The sequence below is a fragment of the Chryseobacterium phosphatilyticum genome, assembly GCF_002899825.2.
GTDB classification, from domain to species: domain Bacteria; phylum Bacteroidota; class Bacteroidia; order Flavobacteriales; family Weeksellaceae; genus Chryseobacterium; species Chryseobacterium phosphatilyticum.
The window spans coordinates 1-22,239 of record NZ_PPED02000006.1; the positions used below are offsets into that span (position 1 = coordinate 1).

The following is a 22,239-nucleotide window of genomic DNA, read 5'->3' on the forward strand; positions in this document are numbered from 1 at the left end:
CGTTTAGGGCAATCAACCATAGATCAGTTCCTTCTTCGATGCCTACGGATTTGTTTCCTGATCTTTCCGATCTGGATTCACCACCAATGACAAATCCTGTAGAAGTTAGAGCCAATGTCCTGATATGATCATCGCCTTTCCCTCCAAAGTTCTTTTCCCATTCTACTTTTCCGTTTTTGTCAAGCTTTATAATCCAGTAATCACCTTCCCCGAAATTGCTGCTGGATTTTGAGTAACGGGATTCGGGATTCGGGGTTTTGATATTCAGGTCTGAAGTAACAGACTTCGCATCACGCACCCCGGAACCCGAATCACGAACCTCTGAACTCCTCGAATACATTCCCAATAACGCTCCTCCATCTCTGGTTGGAATCATCTTTTCAACTTCGTCCAGACCTTTCCCGCCTAAAATCAATTGAGAAAGTTCTTTTCCGTCTTTGTCGAGTCTGGTGATCCAGACGTCTTTTGAACCATAGCCTTTGGATGAGTTTTGGATATTTCCGGCCACAAAGAATCCTAAATCTGTGGTTTGAATCACTGCTCTGGCTTCTTCATCGGACGTACTTCCCAATGTTTTTTGCCATAATTCATCCCCAAATTCGTTGATTCTGATCAGCCAGATATCAGCTCCGCCTTTGGAATCATCTTTTTTGTCTAATCCCTTTCCGGAATAAGAGGTTCCCGCTAGTAAAAAACCACCATCCTGAGTGGTCACGGTAGCTGATAAATAGTCATGGTTGGTTCCCGAGAAATATTTCTCCCAGGCCTGTTCACCTTGTTGGTTCAGTTTTACCAGATGAAAATCATAGCCGTTGTTGGACGGTCTTCCAGCCTCCAGCTTCCCGCTTCCGGCCTGAATAGAACTCCCTGTAATAAGATACTGTTGATCAATGGTAGTGGTCACCTGGCTTAGAAAATCCTGGGTAGAGGATTTGATGTCTTTTTGCCAGAGGACTTCCTGTGCCGACATCTTTACAACTGCACATACTATAGATGCACCGAGATAAATTTTTTTCATATGTTTTGTTTTTTGAAAAAATAGGATTAATTACGATTTTAAACAATAATCTACTGTGTATTTTTATTGTAATTTTTATATGCAATAGTATACAATAACCGGATTTTGCTTTCAGAAAGTCCGGAAACCTCGTTGAGTATACAAGTTTACACCGTTGTTTTTATACTAAGTAAGCTGGAAAAATACATCCCAAAGGGATATCTTAAAGTGTTTTTTCATTCGTCTGTTATTTTTGAGAGGCATTCAATTATTAATTTTCCGCAAATTTACTCATTTTTGTGGTACAAAACATACTGACAAATCTCACAATCAATAGCTTAGTACTCATCATCATATTCTTAATCAAAAATACTCCCCGAAGACGACAAAACGTGACGCAATAAAAAAAAGAGGGCAACTCCAAAGAATTACCCCCTCAAAACATTAACTGTTTATTGACTGAATTATGATGTTTTATTTCCAGCCACCTCCCAAGCCTTTGTAGATATCCACTACCGTACTCAGTTGCTTTTGTTTGGCTTCTATCAGATCCATTTTAGCATCCAGCGCATCCCTTTGGTTCAACAGAACTTCAAGGTAATCTGCTCTGGAGTTTCGGAACAATTGGTTCGCAATATCAATAGACTGATCCAGGGCTTTTGTTTCCTGAGATTTCAATTGATAATACTGATCAATATTTTTAATTTTCGACATTAAGTTGGCTACATCCAGATAAGCATTCAAAATCGTCTTGTCATATTCATACAATGCCTGAACCTGTTTTGCATCTGCCGTTTGAAAATTGGCTTTGATCGCACTTTTGTTAATCAGTGGCCCGGCCAGTTCTCCAACAAGGTTATAGGCAATAGACTCAGGCATTTTAACCAAATAAGAAGGTTTAAATGCTTCAAGTCCTAATGTCGCAGAAATTTCCAGAGAAGGATAAAATTCTTTTCTTGCTGCTTCCACATCCAGCTTCGAGGCTTTTAATTCCAGTTCTGCCTGCTTAATATCCGGACGGTTTGCCAGAAGTTGAGACGGAATTCCGGTATAAATAGTTTGTGGAATGGTCGACATAAAGCTTTCCTTTGTTCTGACAATCGGTTGCGGATACCTTCCCAGCAATGCGTTGATCTCATTCTCTTTCTCTGTAATCTGCTGACGGATGGTATATTCTGCTGCTTTTGACTTGGCAAGCTCGGCTTCAAATTTCTTTACGGCTAACTCCGTGGCTGCAGCTGCTTCTTTCTGAATTCTGGAAATTTCCAACGCTTTTTGCTGAAGCTTGATATACTGCTGTATAATGTCCAGCTGATTATCCAGAGCCAGTAATTCATAGTAATCATCAGCAACCTCTTCAATAAGATTAGACAGTACAAAGTTTTTTCCTTCTACAGTAGAAAGATAATGAGCTACGGCCGATTCTTTTTCATTTCTGAGTTTTTTCCAGATATCTATTTCCCAGTTGGCCATTAAGCCTCCTCCGAAGTTCCCCAGCGGATCCGGCATTTCTCTTCCCGGTTCAATTTCTGTAGTCGCATCACCGGCTCCTTCACTGGTATAACGACCTGCTTTCTTCAATCCCGCACCTACAGAAGCCGAAACCGTAGGGCTCAGTTTCCCTTTTTTAGCTAAAACACCACTCTTGGCAATTTCAATTTCCTGAAGGGTAATCAACAAGTCCTGATTATTCTTTAAAGCCGTTTCGATAAGACTTACGAGATTAGGATCGGTAAAAAACTGTCTCCAGGGTGTTGTTCCGCTGTTTTGGCTGGCATCCTGCTGTTCTTCCTGATTGAAGTTTTGAGGTATTGTTTCTTTTACCTCGTCTTTTATGACTGTCGCCATGGGGGCTTTACAACTTGCCAGAACAAGAGATAAAGCAATGGTGGTGATTATATTTTTAGTCTTCGAATTTTCCATCATGTTCATAAGGTTCAGTTTGTTCTGTTAAAGGATTTTCTTCCTCATATCTTGCCAGTCTCGATTTGTCTGCAATGGTTCCGAAAATATAATACAATCCCGGAATAACCATAAGCCCGAAAATAGTTCCGATCAGCATTCCTCCCGCTGCAGCGGTCCCAATCGTCCTGTTCCCGACAGCTCCCGGTCCTGTAGCAACCACCAAAGGAATAAGCCCGGCAATGAATGCAAAAGAGGTCATCAGAATCGGACGGAAACGGATGGCAGCTCCTTCAATAGCAGCTTGTGCTACAGGGATACCTTCTTCTGCCTTCTTCTGTACGGCAAATTCTACAATCAATACGGCATTTTTCCCTAAAAGCCCGATCAGCATAACCATTGCCACCTGCGCATAGATATTGTTTTCCAGTCCTAAAAGTTTCAAGCATAAAAAGGCTCCGAAAATACCTACCGGAAGTGATAAAATAACCGGAAGCGGAAGAATAAAACTTTCATATTGTGCGGAAAGAATCAAATACACGAAGCCCAGACATACAAGGAAAATAAAAACGGCTTCATTTCCACGGCTTACTTCATCTTTTGAAATCCCTGCCCAGTCTATTCCAAAGCCTCTCGGAAGGGTTTTATCAGCAACCTCCTGAATGGCTTTAATCGCCTGACCACTGCTATACCCCAATGCCGGAGTACCACTCACTTCAGCAGAGTTATACATATTATGTCTCGTGATTTCCGATAATCCATATACTTTTTCAAGCCTCATAAAATCTGAATAAGGAACCATCTGATCTTTATCATTTTTCACATACAACTTCAATAAATCTGTTGGCAAGGCACGATACTGAGGTCCCGCCTGTACAATCACCTTATAAGGTCTGTCAAACCGAATAAAACTCGTCTCATAGTTTGAACCGATAAGGGTAGATAGATTATCCATAGCTTTCGCAATCGTTACCCCTTTTTGTTCTGCGAGATCATTATCTACTTTAAGCATATATTGTGGAAAACTTGCAGAATAGAATGTAAATGCTGATCCCAGCTCAGGACGTTTTTTCAACTCTTTTACAAAATCATTACTCACCTGTTCCATCTTGTGGTAGTCTCCACTTCCCGCTTTATCCAGTAAACGAAGCTCAAAACCTCCGGCAGCTCCATATCCCGGAACTGATGGCGGTTGAAAAAATTCAATATTGGCTCCCGGAATATTCTTCGCTTTCTTTTCCAGCTGTTCGATGATCTCTGCTGCAGATTCCTTGCGATCTTCCCAACTTTTAAGGTTAATCAGACAGGTTCCTGAATTCGATCCGGTTCCTTCTGTTAAAATTTCATATCCTGCCAGTGAAGAAACAGATTGAACCCCGTCAATGTCCTCAGATTCTTTCAAAAGTTCCCTGGCAATCTGATTTGTTCTTTCCAGAGTAGATCCCGGAGGCGTTTGAATAATGGCATAAATCATCCCCTGGTCTTCTGCAGGAATAAATCCTGAAGGAAGGGAGTTGCTCAGGAAGAAGGTACAGGCACAAAATGCCAGTAACAAAGGAAGCGTGATGGTTTTCTTCGTCACTGTTTTATTCAGTATCTTCTCATATTTCCCTGCTCCTTTTGTGAAAATAGTATTGAATTTATCAAGGAAAATGGTCACCGGAGTTTTCTTCTTGGCTTTTCCGTGATTATTTTTTAAGATTAAAGCACATAAAGCCGGAGTCAGCGTTAAAGCTACAACTCCCGATAAAATAATCGCAGAGGCCATAGTAATAGAGAACTGACGGTAAAATACTCCCACAGGCCCGGACATAAATGCAATCGGAATGAATACGGAGGCCATCACCAATGTAATGGCAATAATAGCCCCGCTGATCTCATGCATGGCTTCTTCCGTCGCTTTCAAAGGAGAGAGATGTTTCTCTTCCATCTTGGCATGCACAGCCTCAATTACTACAATAGCATCATCCACAACCACCCCGATCGCCATTACCAGAGCAAAGAGCGAGATCATATTCAAGGTAATTCCAAATGCGGACATGACGGCAAAAGTTCCTACCAGTGAAACCGGAACCGCCAGTGCAGGAATCAAGGTTGAGCGCCAGTCTCCCAGGAATAGGAATACGACAATCGCCACCAATATAAAGGCCTCAAATAAAGTATGTATTACCTTCTCCATGGAAGCATCCAGGAATCTGGAAACATCATAACTGATATCATAATGCATCCCTTTCGGAAAATTATTCTTTTCAAGATCTGCCATCAGGGCTTTCACATTCTTAATAACATCACTTGCATTGGATCCATAAGATTGTTTTACTGTAATCGCAGCAGATGGTTTACCATTCAATGTGGAATAAATATCATACATTGAACTTCCAAATTCAATATCTGCAACATCTTTCAGTCGTACAGACTCACCATCAGGTTTTGCTTTTAAAATAATATTTCCATAATCCTTTTCATTGTTGAAACGCCCCGGATATTTTAAAACATATTCAAAAGACTGGGACCGTTTTCCGGAGCTTTCTCCTGTTTTTCCCGGAGAAGCTTCCAAACTCTGCTCATTCAATGACTCCATCACTTCATCAGCTGAAATATTGTAGGCGGTAAGTCTGTCCGGCTTAAGCCAGATACGCATTGCATATTCTCTGGTTCCGAGGATATCGGCAAATCCGACACCACTTACCCTTCTCAACTCAGACATTACGTTGATATCCGCATAGTTGAAAAGGAATTTCTGATCTGCTTTAGGATCATCACTGTACAGGTTAATGTACATCAACATATTAGGCTCTTCACGGGTAATTTTCACTCCTTCACGTACGACCAGTGGTGGTAGTTTGTTCACTACTGAAGAGACACGGTTTTGTACGTTTACTGCCGCTACATTGGGATCCGTCCCTAAATCAAATACCATCTGAATGGAAGCTTCTCCATCGTTTCCGGCGTCCGAAGTCATATACTTCATACCCGGTACGCCATTCAGCCCTCTTTCCAGGGGAATCACCACAGATTTAATCAAGAGTTCATTGTTGGCCCCCGGATATTCGGCAGTAATATTTACTTTAGGAGGAGAAATAGACGGGAACTGAGTCACGGGTAGTTTTACTAATGACAAAATCCCTAAAAATACGATAATCAATGAGATTACGATAGACAGAACAGGTCTGCGAATGAATTTTTTAAACATACTTCTTCATTTTAGAGTCTACTACTCTGCTTTTAATTTCAATGATTGAAGAACCTTTTTGGGATCCTGGAATTTTGTTTTTACTTTTTGGTCATCTTTCACTTTCTGTACCCCTTCCAACAAAATCTGATCTCCTTTTGAAAGTCCTGCCCCTACTACATACAGATCCGGAAGTTCATATGCTACTTTGATGTTTCTGGATTTTGCCGTTCCATTTTTATCAATTATAAATACATATTTCTGATCCTGAATTTCATACGTTGCTTTTTGCGGGATAATCAAAGCATTATGAACAGGCATGGTCATCTGTACTTTTCCTGTTTCACCATTTCTTAAAAGGTTATTGGGATTGGGAAACTTTGCTCTGAAAGCAATATTTCCTGTTTCATTATCAAATTCACCTTCTATGGTTTGAATTAATCCTTTTTCAGGATAGATTTCACCATTGGCAGTGATCAATGATACCTGATCCGTACCTCTGTCAGCTACATGCGTCTGATAGCTTAAATATTCAGGTTCTGAAACATTAAAATAAGTATAGATATTGGTATTGTCAGACAATGAAGTCAACAAATCTCCCTCATCCACCAGGCTTCCCAATTTCAGAGGAAGTCGATTGATAATCCCGGAGAACGGAGCTTTAATATCCGTAAATGATAAGTGAATCTGAGCCAGCTTCATCTCTGCATTGGCAGCATCCAGTTTTGCTTTAGCCATTGCTTTTTCATTTTTGGAAACAATATTATTTCCGGCCAATGTAGTGGCGTTTTTCAATTCTATGGAAGCCTGTTCTACCTCTGCTTTTGCCTTCAATAATTCTGCCTGATACAGTTTAGGCATAATTCTGAATAATGTTTGTCCTGCATGTACATACTGTCCTTCATCGACAAATATTTTTTCAAGGAATCCTTTTTCCTGAGCCCGTACTTCAATATTCTTTACCGACTGGATCTGGGCTACATATTCCTTATGGATTACGGTATCCATCACTACAGGAGCAGTCACGGGATATACCGAAGCTTCTTCTTTTTCTTCTTTTTTCTTGTTGCAGCTAACCACCAATAGGAGAATACTTAGTGCAATGCCTGAGGCAACTCTTTTCATCATAATTCTAGAGTTTGTATAAATCGTTAATGTTTTGAATAGAAATAAAAAATGGTAATAAAAGAGAGGGACGAAGTGATGATTACCTGCATACACAACGCAAAATATTTCCACCTTGCAACAGGTAGAAAATCAATAGAAAAATTGAAAATTTAAATTCTTATAGAGCGGATCAGAATAAACCTTTTGGTTGTAAAACCAAAAACGAAACCATGAATATCCTGTCTAAAGCGCTTATAGCTTTTTAAACCAAAAATGTAAATAAGGTTAAAAACACCTGCAAATACAGCGATTGTTTGTAATATATCAGATAACTGAAAATCATTTTCAACAAGCTCCAGCGAAGAATTATCTACATTATCTGCTACCTGCTGAATGGAAAGCTTTTCAAAGGTCTGGTTAAGGCGGTTGGCCCTTTTGGGTAAATGATGAGAAACCTGACCGGAATAATCATTACGAAGTGTTTTAACATTAAGCCTGCTTTCTACTACAAAGAGCAGAAAAAGACCTGTTAAAAAATATACGATGTAGTTTCTCATTTTGAAGTTGCAAATGTACATTTACATTATCATATAATCATAATAGATTAACAAAATTTAACGAATATTTAAATAACCTGAACCAGATAATTTAATAAAAATCAAACATTGCTTATATATATTTTAAAACAAAAAATGAAAACAGATCCGGAAAACAAAGCCCCTATTTTTATCTTCGTCATTGTATCGATCAACAATAATTAAGTAATTTATTTTGTCGTTTTAAAAGAATTTTATTCCAAACTAATCACTTATTAAAGAACGACATAACGACTAGAAACTAACTTTTATCATGATTTCAATTTATTAACATACAGCTATTGTTATTCTCTTATTTTTGAATTATTTTTGCCGCAAGTACAACAACAAATGAACAATGAAAAAACAACTACTTATGCGATTGAAAAATAACTTCCCTCATACATACTCCTAACTGTTTCAATCCCGAATTCTTAACAATTATTATTATTTTTTCGATTTCATGAAAAGCGTTTTATGATGGGCATTACACAGCCATACAATAAAAGCACTTTGTTAGTTTATCTAAAATTAACATATTTTTATTAAAAATATTCGTATTTTTATATAGCATTAACACTGTAATTCATGAAACACTTTAAAATCACTTATCACTATGAAAAATTTATTAACCCCTATCCTTATCGGATTGGCAGTCTTTTCCTCAACAGCGTGTAAACATCCGAGCAAGGAAGCGGAAAGTATAACAGCATCTGCTCCTGAAAATACGGATAACATTTCCAAAAACGTATATGTCGACAGCTATGGTGAAAAAATAGAAGTCACCATCAACCAAACCAAAAATACAGCGACAATACACTTAAACGGCAAAACTTATGATCTTAAAAAAAGTGATGCTTTACCTGAGTATACTGCTTCCAATGAAGAGTACCAATACTCTGAAATTAAAGGCAATATCACTTTTTTAAAGAAAAATGTCGACATGGTTCTGTTTCATCTTAAACAGGCAAAAAAAGAATCGGGCCCCGCTAAAATGGCATCATATTAGCATATATTAAACAAATGTTTAAAATTAAAATTATGAAAAGCTTGTATTATTATTTATCAGCTCTTTTCCTTGCTGTATTCCTTGTTTCTTGTAACACACAGACTGCGCAGAAACCCACTACAGATATTACAGGAAAGACCTGGAAGCTTACAGAGCTTAACGGGAAACCTATTGAATTGAAAAATCCAAAAAACAATCCTCATTTCAAACTTGATTTGAACGGAATGAGATATGAAGGTCATGCCGGTTGTAATGGATTAGGAGGTACTTTTGAGATCAAACAGGATGTGATGAGAATTAAATTCAATCAGGGGATGTCTACGATGATGGCTTGTGAGGATCTGGATATTGAAAATCAATTCACAAAAGCTTTACTTTCAGCAGATAATTACTCTGTCAATGGAAATACACTCACTTTAAATAAAGCAAGAATGGCTCCTTTAGCTAAATTTGTTCTTCAATAATCGTATTTCAATTAAATAAAAAAAAGACGCTTCAATTCTGAGGCGTCTTTTTTTGTGTTAAACTTTAGTTCTTTTTATTGTAAATAAAATAGCAGATCAGTAGGCTGATATTGACCAGAACAGCAAATCCATTGGATAAAATAATAGGCATTTCGTCTTTTTTTATCCCGTACCAGACCCACAGCGAAAGTCCTGAAATAAGAACCAGAAGCATGACCAGAGAAATATCTTCCACATTCTTCTCTTTGATAACCTTCACAAGCTGCGGAATCATCGAAACCGAAGTAAGAAAACCGGCAATGATACCTAATACATTTACGTCCATAAGTTTTATGGTTTTGAATCTCTAACTAAGATATGCTATTGAAACCTTTTTGATGACACTTCTTCATGCAAAGGGATATCGTTTTCAATGAAACGGAATAAATCGCGTGAGAAATAGCATCCATTCAGGATACCACGGGCCCCCATTCCATTAAAGACATACAAATTATTTAATGTTGCATGTCTTCCAATAATTGGCCTTCTGTCTTTTACAGTAGGGCGGAAGCCAAAATGCACTTCTTCCACTTCAAAATCATAGGGATAGAACTCAGAAAGTCCGTTGACCAGTTGATTGACCGCTGAATCATCGATATGGTGATGAAGCTGATCTCTGTCGTAGGTTCCACCATAAAAATAAAGTCCGTTTCCGGTGGGAAATAAGAAGTGCTTCTTTTTAATAGTGATGTTTTCCGGAATCGGCTGGGAAAGCTTCGCTTTTATATGATGCCCTTTATTGGGAACCACAGCAATTTCTGAAAAGTAGGGATTATCTTTCACTCCCATTCCTTCGCAAAAAATAATATTTTTAAAATTCAAATCTTTATATGATGATCCGGTGGGATCCAACTGAGTATAATCAAACTTTTCTTTGATTAAAAAATTGTTATTTTCCAAATACTCAAATAAACCCTTGAAAAATCCATTTACATCAAGCCTGGCAGACTGAGTAACCTTTCCCGCCTGAAAATCGTTTTTTACGATATCTAAATGCTCGAAATTTTCATCAAGAAAACCTGACAATTCTTCGGTACCTGATTTTTTCAGCCATAGTTTCTGTTCATTTTCATCATGGAAAATTCTATGAATGGAAGCCTCAATAAGATAATTCTTCCTTGTATATGCTTCTATTTCTTTGAGACTGTCTTTAAGGAAATCGATCTGTTCCTGTGCTTTCCAGAATGTGGTAAATTTCTTAAGAACAACAGGGTTAATAATTCCTGCTGAAACCTGAGAAGCACTTTTTCTTCCTTCAGAAAAGATCACAAATGATTTCTTATTCTTAATGAGCTGATGGGCAAAAAAAAGCCCCGCATAGCCATCTCCTACAATAATATAATCTACATTCTTCATATGAGAAATTTCATTTATTTAAAGGTCATACGCTATCGCCTATGTCATTGATTACTGATGGGTAATAAACAAAAAACGATTTCATAAAAAAAACCTGAGTAAAAATACTCAGGTTTTGTATAAATATCAAGTGAAATCTAGTAATTCCACATATCATTTTCCATTTCAAGAATCTGCTTTTTGATTCTGTCACTCTCATCGATCTGATCATCAGCATCTTTAGGGATATAATCCTTAATAGTACCGTCTCCTAAACCGCTTGAAGATTTATAGATTACCGAAGAGAATCTTCTAGCATTGATGATATCATCGAAAGACAAATCTGCAGAAGAGTTCTTTCTGTTGAACACATAATTGTTTGCTAAGATATCTCTTGCATTAGGGTAGAAAATCCAGAATAAGTCAATAAGTTCGTCATTTCCGGCGATAGGCTTTCCATCAGGTCCGATAACTCCCTGTACTGCAGGATCTGGTCCCATAGCTGCAATCCCAAGAGGTCTGTATTTCATCTGCCCATCTCTCTTATCAACAAACCACATTCCCATAATTTTAAGAACTTTTACTTTATCAGTAGTCGTCTTAAATACGTCTGTATATTGTTTTTTCTCCTGTTCGGTTAATTGTCTTCCTGAGTTCAGGATATCAATAGCCGCATCATTGATGATTACTTTTTCCAATCTTTTCTGAATTCCTTCAGGAGAAAGTTTGATGGTAAAATTCTCATCATCATACACCTGCTCTATTTTACCAGTTAATGCTGCATCCAGCAATAACTGATATAAAGATCTTGTAGGAGTAGAAAGAAGACCGTCCGGATTGTCATAATAGAATGGTTGATTGATTTTGTCATTCATATCTATGATTTCCCAAACAAACATGCTTTTAAGGATATCTTTATCTTCAACAAATCCATATTCAAGAGGCTTTACTGTTTTATCTATAATAGTATCACCAACTTTTTGTTTGTTCTCCTCTCTCATCTTTCTAAACTCTTCTGGAGAAGAAGCGTTCAGAATAGTCTGGGAAAAAGCAAATCCCGAAACTAATACTAAAAGGGTACTAATATATTTTTTCATAATAAATTACAATTTTAGTCCTATTGAACATTAATTAATATAGGAGTAATATTTTTAATCTGTTGTCCTTCTAAACCTTGAGCTGTTGCTTTAATATCAAAGATTGAAACCACATCTCCGGTTCTCAGATTCTTCACTAATCCTGCTGCATCATTTAATGAGTTACCGTGGATTAATAATGCTGCCCTACCTGGTACTCTTACCATAAATTGCGTTACAGTAAATGAAACAGGGAAATCAAAGTCAGGAATAGCTGCCTGTACAGACTGATTCGGGATAGAAGTTGCCGGCATCGACAATACATTCTGACCTCTCATCTGCCCCTGAGGTGGCGGTACATTCTTAATTCTGTATTCAAATACCTGAGATACTGATTTTCCATAAGGATCGATTCCTGATAATGTTAACTTAACAGTTGTACCTGTTGTAGGTTTTACAATCCATTTACCTGGTCCGGTATTTCTTACAGAAGCTCCCGGAGCTGATAATGAAAGTTTAGAATTGTCTGCACCCAAGATTGATCCTGAAACAGGGTTCTCAAGTCCTCTATACATTACATTCATTTTATCAGCAGAAAGCAATAAGCCTTTTTCAAGCTTTACTTCTCTAGGTCCTGCAATTACATTATAAGTATGCGTCCAAGGGAAACTTTGTGGCTTACCTGAAGCATCTGTTAAAGTAATAGTTCCTCCCAATTTATGTTCTCCGATTCCGGCACCTGATATTGGAATAATACCTTTACCATTTTCTTGTCTGCTAACTCCTGAAATGTTAATCTTATTACTATTAGAATAAGTACCCAACATTACCTTCACTTCAGCCTGCTTACCAGCCTGAATATCTGTAGGTCCGGAAATGATTGGTTCATAGCTGGAGAATTTGATATTCGCATCTACTTTTTCCTGAAGTAATAAAGCTAATGCATCTGACTGCACATTTCTGGCATCATTTTGGATAATCTCCAGATTAGAAATTGCAGCAATCAGAGGTTGGTGATAAAATTTATTTTGAAACCAAGTCTTTTCATTTGGAGATTTTCCTTTAGGATACTCTGCAATAAGAGACTTATTGGCTCTTTCTACTAAATCTTTAAGCTGTGGATTACTACCAAAAGTTGCATTGATATAATTTCTTACATCATCAATTTTACGTTTTAATTCTAATGCATTATTTGAAGGTGAGTTTTCATCTCCTTCTTTAAAGAAGTATTCAGTAGTTGCTTCATTGTTATTCAATGCCGCAAAATTTTCACTTACATCAACATCTTTTCCTGTTTTAGGATCTTTGTCGTGAAACTCAGATTGTTTATTTAATAAAACTTTAATATCCTGAGCTGATTTTACTAAAATATCAATTTTATTCTTTAATACTTTGTAATCCTCCCAAGGTTTTGCATAAGTATCCGGAACTTGCTGCGCTTTAGCTTCAAGTGTTTTTTCAAAGATCTTTTCGTTTTTCTTCTCTGTTAAAGTTCTTGTTTCATTTAATGCTCTGGTAGAGTCATAATATGATCTGATGATTTCTGCATCAATATTGAGGGCCATCATCGCGATGAACACCAGATACATCAGGTTGATCATCTTCTGACGAGGGGTCTGTTTTCCTTGTGCCATTCTCTTTTCTTTGTTTTTTGATTAAGTAGTTAAATTTAGAAATGGTTAGGAATTAAGACTTCATAGCGGTTAACATACCACCATAAACTCTGTTTAAGTTATTCAGATTAGAAGTTAAACCTTGCAGCTCTTGGTTGAATTTTTCAGATTGCTCTGCGGATTTCTGCATATCAGCAACATACTTGTTTGCGTATTCAGATTGCTTTTTACCATTCTCAAGTTGCATTGTATATAAAGCATTCATGCTTTCCATATGCTGGGCAGCTTTATTAAGCTGATCATTATATTTATGAGTTGAAGCTGATACATCCACAGTTTGGTTGATTTGATCTACTGAATTTGAAAATTTATCAATTCCAGTTCTTAATCTATCAAATAACTGAACATCTAATTTAGCATCCTCAAGCATCTTATCTAATTTCTTAGAAAGAGAGTTTTCCAATTCAGCAAACTGAGCTGCAGCATTGTTATTTCTGGAAGAGACATTAGAATGTAAAGGGTTTGGGTTAGCATGCTTATCTAATAGTTCAGGGTAAACATTTTCCCATGCATAAGATTCTTCAGATTTTGGAGGGTCGAATGCAAAAATGATAAAGATAATTGCCTCTGTAATAAGCCCCACTGTAAGAGCAATATTACCATTAATAGGTCCCAGGGTAATGTGAGTAATTTTAAGCCAAGCTCCAAGAATTACAATTGCAGCACCGAATGAATAGAAGAAATTCATCCAAGCATCTTTCGTCTTAAACATATTGAGTTAGTTTTTTTAATGTTAAATAAAATTGTATTGAAAATAATTGTCTGGTTAATTTCTGTTAACTCTTCTTGGTTTAACAGCTGCTTCAGGAATATCCTGTACAGTTCTGAATCCGATATAGCTTCTTGCAGAATCTTTTCTCTCCCAATCTCTTGCTCCTGTCATTAGCGCATATCCTATATCTTTCCAAGATCCTCCTCTTACCGATTTTTTCAAATCCTTTTTATCTTTTGTAGAAGGATTTAATGTAGAAGAGAATCCGTATGAAGAATTGTTATAAGCAGATTCTGTCCATTCAGAAACATTTCCAGCCATGTCAAATAACCCAAATCCATTTTTCTTAAACTTCTTAACTGGAGCTGTATATGTATAAGTACCTTTTTTCTCGTCTTCCATGTAATTACCTCTCTTAGGTTTGAAGTTTGCCAGGTAGCAACCTCTGTCATCCATTAAATATGGACCTCCCCAAGGGTAAGTAGCATTTTGCATTCCACCTCTTGCAGCATATTCCCATTCGAATTCTGTAGGAAGACGAAACTGCAATGGTCTTTGTTTTTTTCTTTTTAAACTTTCGTTGTAGTCAGTTTTCAATTTAGATCTGAAGTTACAATAAGCTCTTGCCTGATCCCAGGTTACCCCTACTACAGGATAATTTTTGTACGCTTTATGCCAGAAATATTGTTCAAATAATGGCTCATTGTAAGCAAAGTGGAAATCTTTTACCCAAACCGTAGTATCGGGATATACCGCGATACTTTGGCTTTTAAGGTAATTTGCTCCTCTTTCGTTATCTGCAAGTGCAGCATCCATATCTCCCCAACGGTAAGTATATTTAAGCTTACTTACATCTAAAATTCTTTCGTTTCCTATTCTGGAAGAAGCCGGCAAATACATAGACTCTAAAACTTCTGCATATTCTACATCCGGATATTTTGTTGTACTCCAGTGTAAAGGAATTTTCCAGTCTAATCTTTTGCTTGCGTCATAACTTCCGTCATCCCGGCCACCCTGGCCTTCCATATATTCCTGATAAGGCGTTAAATTTTCTTCTTTTTTAGCAAGGTATGCATAATCTCCTATAGCAGCACCTTTACGTCCGCCTTCGTCACCACCTTCTCCGGCAGCTTCAGCAAGTAAAGTTCTCGCGATAGAATCTCTTACATAATTGATAAATACCCTGTATTCTGCATTGGTAGTTTCTGCTTCATCCATGAAGAAAGAAGAAACAGTAACAGTCTTCAATGATGCTTTTTCAGGTGTATTTGTTGGATCCTGGTCTGCTAAACCAGCAACAAATGAACCTGCAGGAATTGCGACCATTCCGTATGGTCTTTCCGCAACAAATGATTTAGTTTTTTCTCTTGGTATCAATTCTCCTTTTGTTCCAGGCTTCCCTACAGAAGAGCTGCCACCACCTGAACAAGATACCGATGCTACCGACGCAGACAATAATAAAAGAAATATCCTTTTCATGTTAATTTTTATAATTAAGCCGTAAATATATAATTTTTTTAAGAAACTTTTAAGATTTTTTTTGAAATAACGGAAGAAATCTAAATTTATTTTATTTACAACATTTTTTTATTCCACAGTTACAGATTTTGCCAGGTTTCTCGGTTGATCTACGTTCGCACCTCTATATACTGCAATGTAGTATGCAAGCAGCTGTAAAGGCACAGAAGCCACAATCGGAGAGAAGCATTCTGAGGTTTCCGGAATTTCAATTACATAATCTGCCATTTCGCTGACCTGACGGTCACCTTTATTAACAACAGCAATGATTTTTCCTTTTCTTGCTTTAATTTCCTGAACATTACTCACAATTTTATCATAGTGTCCTTTTTTAGGAGCTATGATAACGATCGGCATGTTTTCGTCTATCAATGCAATTGGGCCATGTTTCATTTCTGCTGCCGGATATCCTTCTGCATGGATGTAGGAAATTTCTTTTAATTTTAAAGCACCTTCCAAAGCTGCAGGATAGTTATATCCTCTTCCTAAATAAAGGAAATTCGAAGTACTTACAAAATCTTTTGCAATCTGCTGAATTTGCTCGTGAGTGGAGCTTAATACTTCTTCTACACGCTTAGGAATAGCATCAAGTTCAGCAATAAGACTCATAAAGTCTGCATTCCCTAAATTACCGTTATGTTTTCCTAATTTAAATGCTATAAGCGTGAGAATGGTAAGCTGTGCAGTGAAAGCTTTTGTAGAAGCTACCCCAATTTCAGGACCTGCGTGAGTATACGAACCCGCATCTGTAATTCTTGCAATAGAAGAATCTACTACATTGCAAATACCGTATATAAATGCTCCTTTTTCTTTTGCTAATTTCAAAGCAGCCATTGTATCTGCAGTTTCTCCTGACTGAGAAATAGCGATCACAACGTCTTTATCTGTAATAATAGGATTTCTATATCTGAACTCGGAAGCATATTCTACTTCAACAGGAATTCTCGCATATTCTTCAATAAGATATTCTCCGATAAGCCCCGCATGCCATGAAGTTCCACAAGCTATAATAATAATTCTGTTGGCATTTTTGAATCTTTCAACATGATCCCAGATTCCCGCCATTTTAATAACCCCTTCCTCTACAAGAAGTCTACCTCTCATCGTATCATGAATAGACTTAGGTTGTTCGAAAATTTCTTTCAACATGAAATGTTCGTAACCTCCTTTTTCTATTTGCTCCAAACTTAATTTAAGCTGCTGGATTTCAGGTTCGATTTTTGAGTTATCATTAATTGTTCTGATATCTACTCCATTTTCAAGAGAAATTGTTGCCATATGCCCTTCTTCTAGGTAAATGGCTTCTTTTGTAAATTCTACAAAAGGAGAGGCATCAGAAGCAATAAAGTATTCTTTATCACCAATCCCGATTGCCAAAGGAGATCCTAATCTTCCAACCACCAAGACCCCCGGATAATCTTCGTGAAGTACTGTGATTGCATAGGCACCATATACTTCATTCAATGCATATCTTACAGCAGTCGGGAAGTCAATTTCAGGGTTCAGCTCCATAAAATACTGGATTAAATTCACCAGTACTTCAGTATCTGTTTCTGACTTGAAAGTATAACCTTTTTCAGTAAGCATTGTTTTGATGGTATCATAATTTTCAATGATCCCATTATGTACAATTGCTATTTTACCATTATTTGACAAATGTGGATGGGAGTTTCTGTCACTTGGTACTCCGTGAGTTGCCCAACGTGTATGTCCCATTCCAATGTTAAATTTCCCTTTTAAATCTTTCGAAATATTCACCAAATCATCAACTTTGCCTTTTGTTTTTTCTACCTCCAATTTATTGTCTGGACCTTCTAAAACAATTCCGGCACTGTCATATCCTCTGTATTCCAGTCTTCTAAGCCCATTGATTACAATATCATAAGCATCCTGAAAACCTGTATATCCTACTATTCCGCACATATTTATTTTTGTCTAGTGTTGTTTATTGTGTTCTATTTTTTCTTCGCGTACGTAACCGTCAACTGAATTTTGTTAGGATTCGCATCTTTAGTTGTACCCGTCAGCACAGCTCTGCTCATATCAAATGCTCTGGACGTATACTTAGCACCAACAGCGGTTCCTGAAGCATTTCTTACAAATGCACCTAGATTGATAAGGAAAGGTTTGTTTACCTTATCATCGTCTGAACCTGTTCCTTCAATAATATTTTTAAGGGTCTTTGTAATCACAAAGTCATAATACTCAGGGGACTTGTTATAAGTATAAACATTAAATCCGTTTAATGCATCTGATGTGAACTGAGTAAGATCTATTTTTCCATCTTTTGTAATCATCGGAACAAGGGTAAACTTACGATCTCCGGTTATCGGATTAGCAAGATTGGTCCAGCTTTGAGGTTGTGGATCTACATATACTCTGATTCGCGCTCCTACAATACCGATTTTATCTTTTGCAAATGAAGCTTTAAGATCTGCAATTCTTTCATCAGGAATCTTCACATTTATAGATGGTCCACCCATTCCTTGTACATAAAGCTTGGCATCACCACCCACAGGGTCACTACTTGACAAAGCTGTAGAAACACTGGATCCCGTTCTGTCATATTCATATTGTCCCACATGGGCATTAGGGCTACCCATACTAAACTTCAATGTCGTCTGCGGATGAGTTACTACTCCATTGTTGGTTACATCATATTTATAATACATAATCAATTCCATATCATCCGGTGCAAACTGGAAAAGATAGCCGTCATTATTTTCTGTAGAAATTCTAAGCCCTTTGATGTATCGTACAAAGTTTGAGGCATCCTGAAGCTCAGGCTTCCCTTTTTTAGCAATGATACGGTTTTGGAAGAAGGCTGTATTATCAAGCTTTATTCTATATCCTAAATTACCTGTAAATACATTGGTATTATCAGATTTTTTCGTAACGGTAACAGTACTTACATTTCCATCAAAAGTACCTGATCCCAACAATTCACCAAGACCAACACTCAGATTGGAACGTGTAAGGCTTTCTGTATTGGTATCCAGGAAGGTGGTAATTTCATGTACGTTTATTTTCATTGATTTAATGGTTTTGTAGTTACCATATTTACGTACAGGATATGATTTTTTCTCAATTGAAACGGCTACTTTTTCGTCACCTACCGGGAAGTCATTTTTATCATATGCTCCCGGTGCTTTGATTGAATCACTAATATAATAGGTATCATCAGCCGTATTAGCAGGAGTTCTTAATACCAATACCACAGAATCTACTTTTGCATTTGGACCGTTAAAATCAAAATTATCGGTAGGCATTCTGAACTGTGTAACATAAGAAGCTCTCTGCATTCCAAACTGAGATTCCTTAAAAGCGCCCAATACTCCAACAGAGATTCCACCACCTGTTGTGTTCAGTGAGTTGATAAGCTTGGATGCATCACTTCTGATTGAATCGTTATTGTTGACATTGTATGCTATAACAGGATATGAAACTTCCGCACCGTTTGCTGCATCATTATTAAACAGCTGCTCTCCAAGAGAGTCAGGATCCGGTTCACAGTTATAAAGGATTGTACTTCCGAAAATCGCCAGTAAAAGCATGGCAAAGGTCCTTTTAAGAGTATGAGTCATTAAAAATGTGTTTTTAATAAAGTTGGTTTATAGAATCTACATCAAGATACTCAGATTTTTGAGTAGCAGTTTCTTTGAAAGCCTCATCCAGGTCTTCATCCAGAAACTCATCTCCTTTCACTACAGTATTTACATAGTTCATACTTTCGATAACAAAACTTTTAATTGTTGGGTTATCTAACGCTTTTAATCCTGAAATATTATCAAATTTCAACTTTTCATCGATCTTTTTATCAAGATCTGCATCTTTCTCATTGTACAGAGAAAGAACAATTTTCGCATCCTTGAAGTAAGTATCTGATTCGTAATAAGTTTTAAGATAAATCGGAACAAAAGAAGACATCCATCCGTTCAGATGAATTACATCAGGAACCCAGTTCAGCTTCTTGATGGTTTCAATAACTCCCCTTGCAAAGAAAATAGCTCTCTCATCATTGTCATCGAAAGGATTTCCTTCGTCGTCAACATAGTATTGTTTTCTTTTGAAGTATTCTTCATTGTCAATAAAGTATACCTGAAGTCTTTCCCCCGGAAGAGACGCTACTTTAATGATTAAGGGTTGATCCAGGTCATTGATAATAATGTTCATTCCTGAAAGACGGATCACTTCATGAAGTTGGAATTTCCTTTCACTTATTTGTCCAAATCTTGGCATAAAAACTCTTACATCATTGCCTTCATTGTGCATCTTAAGTGCCATTTTGTTTACCACTGCAGCCATATTTGTATCTTCCTGATATGGATACATCTCTGTAGTAATGTACAGTATTTTTTGATTCGGCATAAACTTTCTATCTAATTTTTGTAAAAATGCTTTAATGTGCAAAATTACAAAAAAACATCCAACATTATTTTAATTAACATTTTTTTACGAAATTTTCGTTTTTCAAATTATTAAAAACACATATTATTATGTGATATTTTTAGTAATTTTGAATTAGTATTAAAATAAACTATGGAAGTTATTAAAAACAGTAAAGTCCTTAAGGATTTCATTGAAAGACAGAAGGAAATGGGAAAAAGAATCGGCTTTGCTCCTACGATGGGCGCGCTTCATAAGGGCCATCTTTCTCTCTATGAGGAAGCCCGGAAAGAAAATGACCTTGTTGTTTCTTCAATTTTTGTAAATCCCACTCAATTCAACAATCCTGAGGATCTTGAGAAATATCCGAGAGATATCAACAGAGATATTTTAATTCTTGAAAATTCAGGACTGGTAGATGCAGTTTATATTCCGGAAGTAACGGATATATATCCTGAAAAAGCAGAAAGCAAGCATTATGATTTTGATGGACTGGAAAATGAAATGGAAGGAAAATCAAGACCGGGGCATTTTGACGGAGTAGGAACTGTCGTAGAAGAACTTTTCAGACAAGTACAACCTGACAATGCGTATTTTGGGGAAAAAGATTTTCAACAGCTTGCTATTATCAAGAAAATGGTTGAGAAAACACAACTTCCGGTCAAAATAAAAGGAGTTTCTATCTACAGAGCAGACAACGGACTGGCTTTGAGCTCCAGAAACCAAAGATTACATGAGAACCGCAGGGAAGCCTCAAAAATCATTTATGAAACTTTAGAAAAGGTAAATGACTGGTTCAGAACAATCAGTATTCCTGAAATCAAAGAAAGAGTTACAGATATTTTTGATAATCAGCAGGGGATGAAACTGGAATATTTTTTAATAGCAGATGAAAAAACGCTACAGGAAACTGATTTTTTCTATAAAGACAGAAATTTCAGAGCTTTTATCGTAGTCGTTGTGGATGGGGTAAGATTAATTGACAATATGCATTTAGACTAAGACCTTACCATATGTATATTTTATAAAATACAAACTCTGATGGTGACTGTCAGAGTTTTTTTTGATTGATAATAATAAGAGCAACCGGCCCAATAACCAATGGAGAGAAAAACAGTACTGCAGAGCATATTCCCGTTGCAATATCACCACTACTATCATGCGTGCTCATCCTTACCGGTTATACGAATATCGCTCATATTTTTATGTTCTTTCAGTTTGAATACAAAAATCAAAGGCCTCCGGAAGGAAGCCTTTGAAACACCAAATCACAAAATATTAATATGAAAAAAATTTACTTTTCAGTAAACTTGTGACCCGGCTGGGATTCGAACCCAGGACCCATACATTAAAAGTGTATTGCTCTACCAGCTGAGCTACCGAGTCGGCCACAATTAAAATGAAATAAATTTCACTATTAATTATTAAATTTTCTTTGCAGTGCCTGCGACTGGACTCGAACCAGCACATCCTTAGGAAACCACCCCCTCAAGATGGCGTGTCTACCAATTTCACCACGCAGGCAATAAAAATTACAAAAATCCAGTAATTTTTTTTGCTTGTGACCCGGCTGGGATTCGAACCCAGGACCCATACATTAAAAGTGTATTGCTCTACCAGCTGAGCTACCGAGTCGGTCACTTACTCATCAAGTTTCATTGAAGTAATGTCCCTTGTTTTAAGTGGTGCAAAGATATGACTTTTTTCTTTATCTCAAAACTTTTTCGCAAATTTGTTTAAAAAAAATTCATGATAGTTTCACTGATCGGATACATGGGGAGTGGCAAATCTCACATTTCCAAAATATTAAGCGAAAGAATCAATTTTAAATTAATTGACCTCGATAAAGAGATTGCCCGAAAGAATAAATTAACGATCCCCGAGATCTTCGAAAAAAAGGGAGAAATTTATTTTAGAAAGCTGGAAAGAGAAGCCCTTGAAGAGATACTGGCTTCTGAAGAAAATGTAATATTAAGCCTGGGCGGAGGAACTCCTGTTTATTATAATAACATGGAGATTATTAACCATAATTCAAAAAGTGTTTTTTTAAGAACTTCAGTGGGTACTTTAACGGAAAGACTGTCTAAGCAGAAAGAAAAAAGACCATTAATTGCCAATATATCTGATGAAGATCTTCCGGAGTTCATTGCTAAACACCTGTTTGAAAGAAATCAGTTTTATAGTAAAGCTCAATTTACGGTAGGAACAGATTCCCGCGAACCGGAAGATATTGTCAACGAAATAATAGAAAAGCTCTATCCCTAGAGCTTTTCT

Annotated in this window: 17 protein-coding genes, 3 tRNA genes and 1 pseudogene; 4 read left to right on the forward strand and 17 right to left on the reverse strand. The window is 36.9% G+C overall.

What is annotated here, in order from left to right; translation table 11 throughout:
• From C1631_RS20115 to C1631_RS20135, 5 genes and pseudogenes are all read right to left on the reverse strand, one after another.
• Positions 1–1,018 (reverse strand): annotated as a pseudogene (locus C1631_RS20115) (T9SS type A sorting domain-containing protein); the annotation flags it as partial.
• A 453-nt stretch (positions 1,019–1,471) separates the two neighbouring features.
• Positions 1,472–2,929 carry a TolC family protein gene (locus C1631_RS20120; protein ID WP_109713860.1) on the reverse strand — a complete coding sequence of 486 codons (1,458 nt, stop codon included), beginning with the start codon at positions 2,927–2,929 and terminating at the stop codon, positions 1,472–1,474.
• Positions 2,901–6,092: an efflux RND transporter permease subunit gene (locus C1631_RS20125; protein WP_109713862.1), complete on the reverse strand. Its 3,192-nt coding sequence runs from the start codon at positions 6,090–6,092 to the stop codon at positions 2,901–2,903. The genes C1631_RS20120 and C1631_RS20125 overlap by 29 nt, the downstream gene beginning before the upstream one ends.
• Positions 6,093–6,113: 21 nt before the next feature.
• Complete coding sequence (locus C1631_RS20130) at positions 6,114–7,196, reverse strand: efflux RND transporter periplasmic adaptor subunit (RefSeq protein ID WP_109713864.1); 1,083 nt, start codon at positions 7,194–7,196, stop codon at positions 6,114–6,116.
• A gap of 152 nt (positions 7,197–7,348) precedes the next feature.
• Positions 7,349–7,735 (reverse strand): hypothetical protein, encoded by a 387-nt coding sequence (locus tag C1631_RS20135; protein WP_103249340.1) that lies wholly within the window; start codon positions 7,733–7,735, stop codon positions 7,349–7,351.
• Positions 7,736–8,369: 634 nt separating this feature from the next.
• Here C1631_RS20135 and C1631_RS20140 point away from each other — a divergent pair.
• Together C1631_RS20140 and C1631_RS20145 are read left to right on the forward strand one after the other, a co-directional pair.
• Entirely contained in the window at positions 8,370–8,762 is a 393-nt protein-coding gene (locus tag C1631_RS20140; RefSeq protein ID WP_103249339.1) for a hypothetical protein, read from the forward strand.
• Positions 8,763–8,794: 32 nt separating this feature from the next.
• Positions 8,795–9,226, forward strand: a complete 432-nt coding sequence (locus C1631_RS20145) for an META domain-containing protein (RefSeq protein WP_109714080.1) — start codon at positions 8,795–8,797, stop codon at positions 9,224–9,226.
• Positions 9,227–9,290: 64 nt separating this feature from the next.
• Here C1631_RS20145 and C1631_RS20150 read toward each other — a convergent pair whose 3' ends face one another.
• The 9 genes from C1631_RS20150 to C1631_RS20190 all read right to left on the reverse strand — a co-directional run bounded on the left by C1631_RS20150 (position 9,291) and on the right by C1631_RS20190 (position 19,947).
• The gene (locus C1631_RS20150) at positions 9,291–9,551 is read right to left on the reverse strand and encodes a SemiSWEET transporter (RefSeq protein ID WP_109713866.1); all 261 of its coding nucleotides are present in this window, start codon (positions 9,549–9,551) and stop codon (positions 9,291–9,293) included.
• A 35-nt stretch (positions 9,552–9,586) separates the two neighbouring features.
• The gene (locus C1631_RS20155; RefSeq protein WP_103249337.1) at positions 9,587–10,621 is read right to left on the reverse strand and encodes an NAD(P)/FAD-dependent oxidoreductase; all 1,035 of its coding nucleotides are present in this window, start codon (positions 10,619–10,621) and stop codon (positions 9,587–9,589) included.
• A gap of 137 nt (positions 10,622–10,758) precedes the next feature.
• Positions 10,759–11,697, reverse strand: a complete 939-nt coding sequence (gene porN, locus C1631_RS20160; RefSeq protein ID WP_103247269.1) for a type IX secretion system ring subunit PorN/GldN — start codon at positions 11,695–11,697, stop codon at positions 10,759–10,761.
• Between the two features lie 20 nt (positions 11,698–11,717).
• A complete protein-coding gene (porM, locus tag C1631_RS20165) occupies positions 11,718–13,310 on the reverse strand; it encodes a type IX secretion system motor protein PorM/GldM (protein ID WP_109713868.1) in 1,593 nt (530 codons plus the stop codon).
• Positions 13,311–13,362: 52 nt separating this feature from the next.
• The gene (gene porL, locus C1631_RS20170; protein WP_047489234.1) at positions 13,363–14,061 is read right to left on the reverse strand and encodes a type IX secretion system motor protein PorL/GldL; all 699 of its coding nucleotides are present in this window, start codon (positions 14,059–14,061) and stop codon (positions 13,363–13,365) included.
• Between the two features lie 54 nt (positions 14,062–14,115).
• Entirely contained in the window at positions 14,116–15,540 is a 1,425-nt protein-coding gene (gene porK, locus C1631_RS20175) for a T9SS ring complex lipoprotein PorK/GldK (protein ID WP_103247267.1), read from the reverse strand.
• Positions 15,541–15,648: 108 nt separating this feature from the next.
• A complete protein-coding gene (glmS, locus tag C1631_RS20180) occupies positions 15,649–17,502 on the reverse strand; it encodes a glutamine--fructose-6-phosphate transaminase (isomerizing) (RefSeq protein ID WP_109713870.1) in 1,854 nt (617 codons plus the stop codon).
• 32 nt (positions 17,503–17,534) lie between these two features.
• Positions 17,535–19,163: a DUF4270 family protein gene (locus C1631_RS20185; protein WP_109713871.1), complete on the reverse strand. Its 1,629-nt coding sequence runs from the start codon at positions 19,161–19,163 to the stop codon at positions 17,535–17,537.
• Between the two features lie 13 nt (positions 19,164–19,176).
• Positions 19,177–19,947 (reverse strand): glycogen/starch synthase, encoded by a 771-nt coding sequence (locus C1631_RS20190; protein WP_103247264.1) that lies wholly within the window; start codon positions 19,945–19,947, stop codon positions 19,177–19,179.
• A gap of 171 nt (positions 19,948–20,118) precedes the next feature.
• On the opposite strand from C1631_RS20190, the gene panC reads away from it, so the two are divergent.
• Positions 20,119–20,967 carry a pantoate--beta-alanine ligase gene (panC, locus tag C1631_RS20195; RefSeq protein ID WP_109713873.1) on the forward strand — a complete coding sequence of 283 codons (849 nt, stop codon included), beginning with the start codon at positions 20,119–20,121 and terminating at the stop codon, positions 20,965–20,967.
• Between the two features lie 311 nt (positions 20,968–21,278).
• Here panC and C1631_RS20200 read toward each other — a convergent pair.
• From C1631_RS20200 to C1631_RS20210, 3 genes are all read right to left on the reverse strand, one after another.
• Positions 21,279–21,351, reverse strand: a tRNA-Lys gene (locus C1631_RS20200).
• Between the two features lie 55 nt (positions 21,352–21,406).
• Positions 21,407–21,489, reverse strand: a tRNA-Leu gene (locus C1631_RS20205).
• A gap of 38 nt (positions 21,490–21,527) precedes the next feature.
• Positions 21,528–21,600: transfer RNA gene (locus tag C1631_RS20210), tRNA-Lys, on the reverse strand.
• 114 nt (positions 21,601–21,714) lie between these two features.
• Between C1631_RS20210 and C1631_RS20215 the strand changes: the two genes are divergently transcribed.
• Positions 21,715–22,230, forward strand: a complete 516-nt coding sequence (locus tag C1631_RS20215; RefSeq protein ID WP_103247262.1) for a shikimate kinase — start codon at positions 21,715–21,717, stop codon at positions 22,228–22,230.
• Positions 22,231–22,239 lie beyond the last annotated feature (9 nt).

Bases quoted from the DNA above. Each gene is read 5' to 3' on its own strand.
- C1631_RS20120 (WP_109713860.1), bottom strand. From the start codon at position 2,929: ATGAACATGATGGAAAATTCGAAGACTAAAAATATAATCACCACCATT.
- C1631_RS20125 (WP_109713862.1), bottom strand. From the start codon at position 6,092: ATGTTTAAAAAATTCATTCGCAGACCTGTTCTGTCTATCGTAATCTCA.
- C1631_RS20130 (WP_109713864.1), bottom strand. From the start codon at position 7,196: ATGAAAAGAGTTGCCTCAGGCATTGCACTAAGTATTCTCCTATTGGTG.
- C1631_RS20135 (WP_103249340.1), bottom strand. From the start codon at position 7,735: ATGAGAAACTACATCGTATATTTTTTAACAGGTCTTTTTCTGCTCTTT.
- C1631_RS20140 (WP_103249339.1), top strand. From the start codon at position 8,370: ATGAAAAATTTATTAACCCCTATCCTTATCGGATTGGCAGTCTTTTCC.
- C1631_RS20145 (WP_109714080.1), top strand. From the start codon at position 8,795: ATGAAAAGCTTGTATTATTATTTATCAGCTCTTTTCCTTGCTGTATTC.
- C1631_RS20150 (WP_109713866.1), bottom strand. From the start codon at position 9,551: ATGGACGTAAATGTATTAGGTATCATTGCCGGTTTTCTTACTTCGGTT.
- C1631_RS20155 (WP_103249337.1), bottom strand. From the start codon at position 10,621: ATGAAGAATGTAGATTATATTATTGTAGGAGATGGCTATGCGGGGCTT.
- porN (WP_103247269.1), bottom strand. From the start codon at position 11,697: ATGAAAAAATATATTAGTACCCTTTTAGTATTAGTTTCGGGATTTGCT.
- porM (WP_109713868.1), bottom strand. From the start codon at position 13,310: ATGGCACAAGGAAAACAGACCCCTCGTCAGAAGATGATCAACCTGATG.
- porL (WP_047489234.1), bottom strand. From the start codon at position 14,061: ATGTTTAAGACGAAAGATGCTTGGATGAATTTCTTCTATTCATTCGGT.
- porK (WP_103247267.1), bottom strand. From the start codon at position 15,540: ATGAAAAGGATATTTCTTTTATTATTGTCTGCGTCGGTAGCATCGGTA.
- glmS (WP_109713870.1), bottom strand. From the start codon at position 17,502: ATGTGCGGAATAGTAGGATATACAGGTTTTCAGGATGCTTATGATATT.
- C1631_RS20185 (WP_109713871.1), bottom strand. From the start codon at position 19,163: ATGACTCATACTCTTAAAAGGACCTTTGCCATGCTTTTACTGGCGATT.
- C1631_RS20190 (WP_103247264.1), bottom strand. From the start codon at position 19,947: ATGCCGAATCAAAAAATACTGTACATTACTACAGAGATGTATCCATAT.
- panC (WP_109713873.1), top strand. From the start codon at position 20,119: ATGGAAGTTATTAAAAACAGTAAAGTCCTTAAGGATTTCATTGAAAGA.
- C1631_RS20215 (WP_103247262.1), top strand. From the start codon at position 21,715: ATGATAGTTTCACTGATCGGATACATGGGGAGTGGCAAATCTCACATT.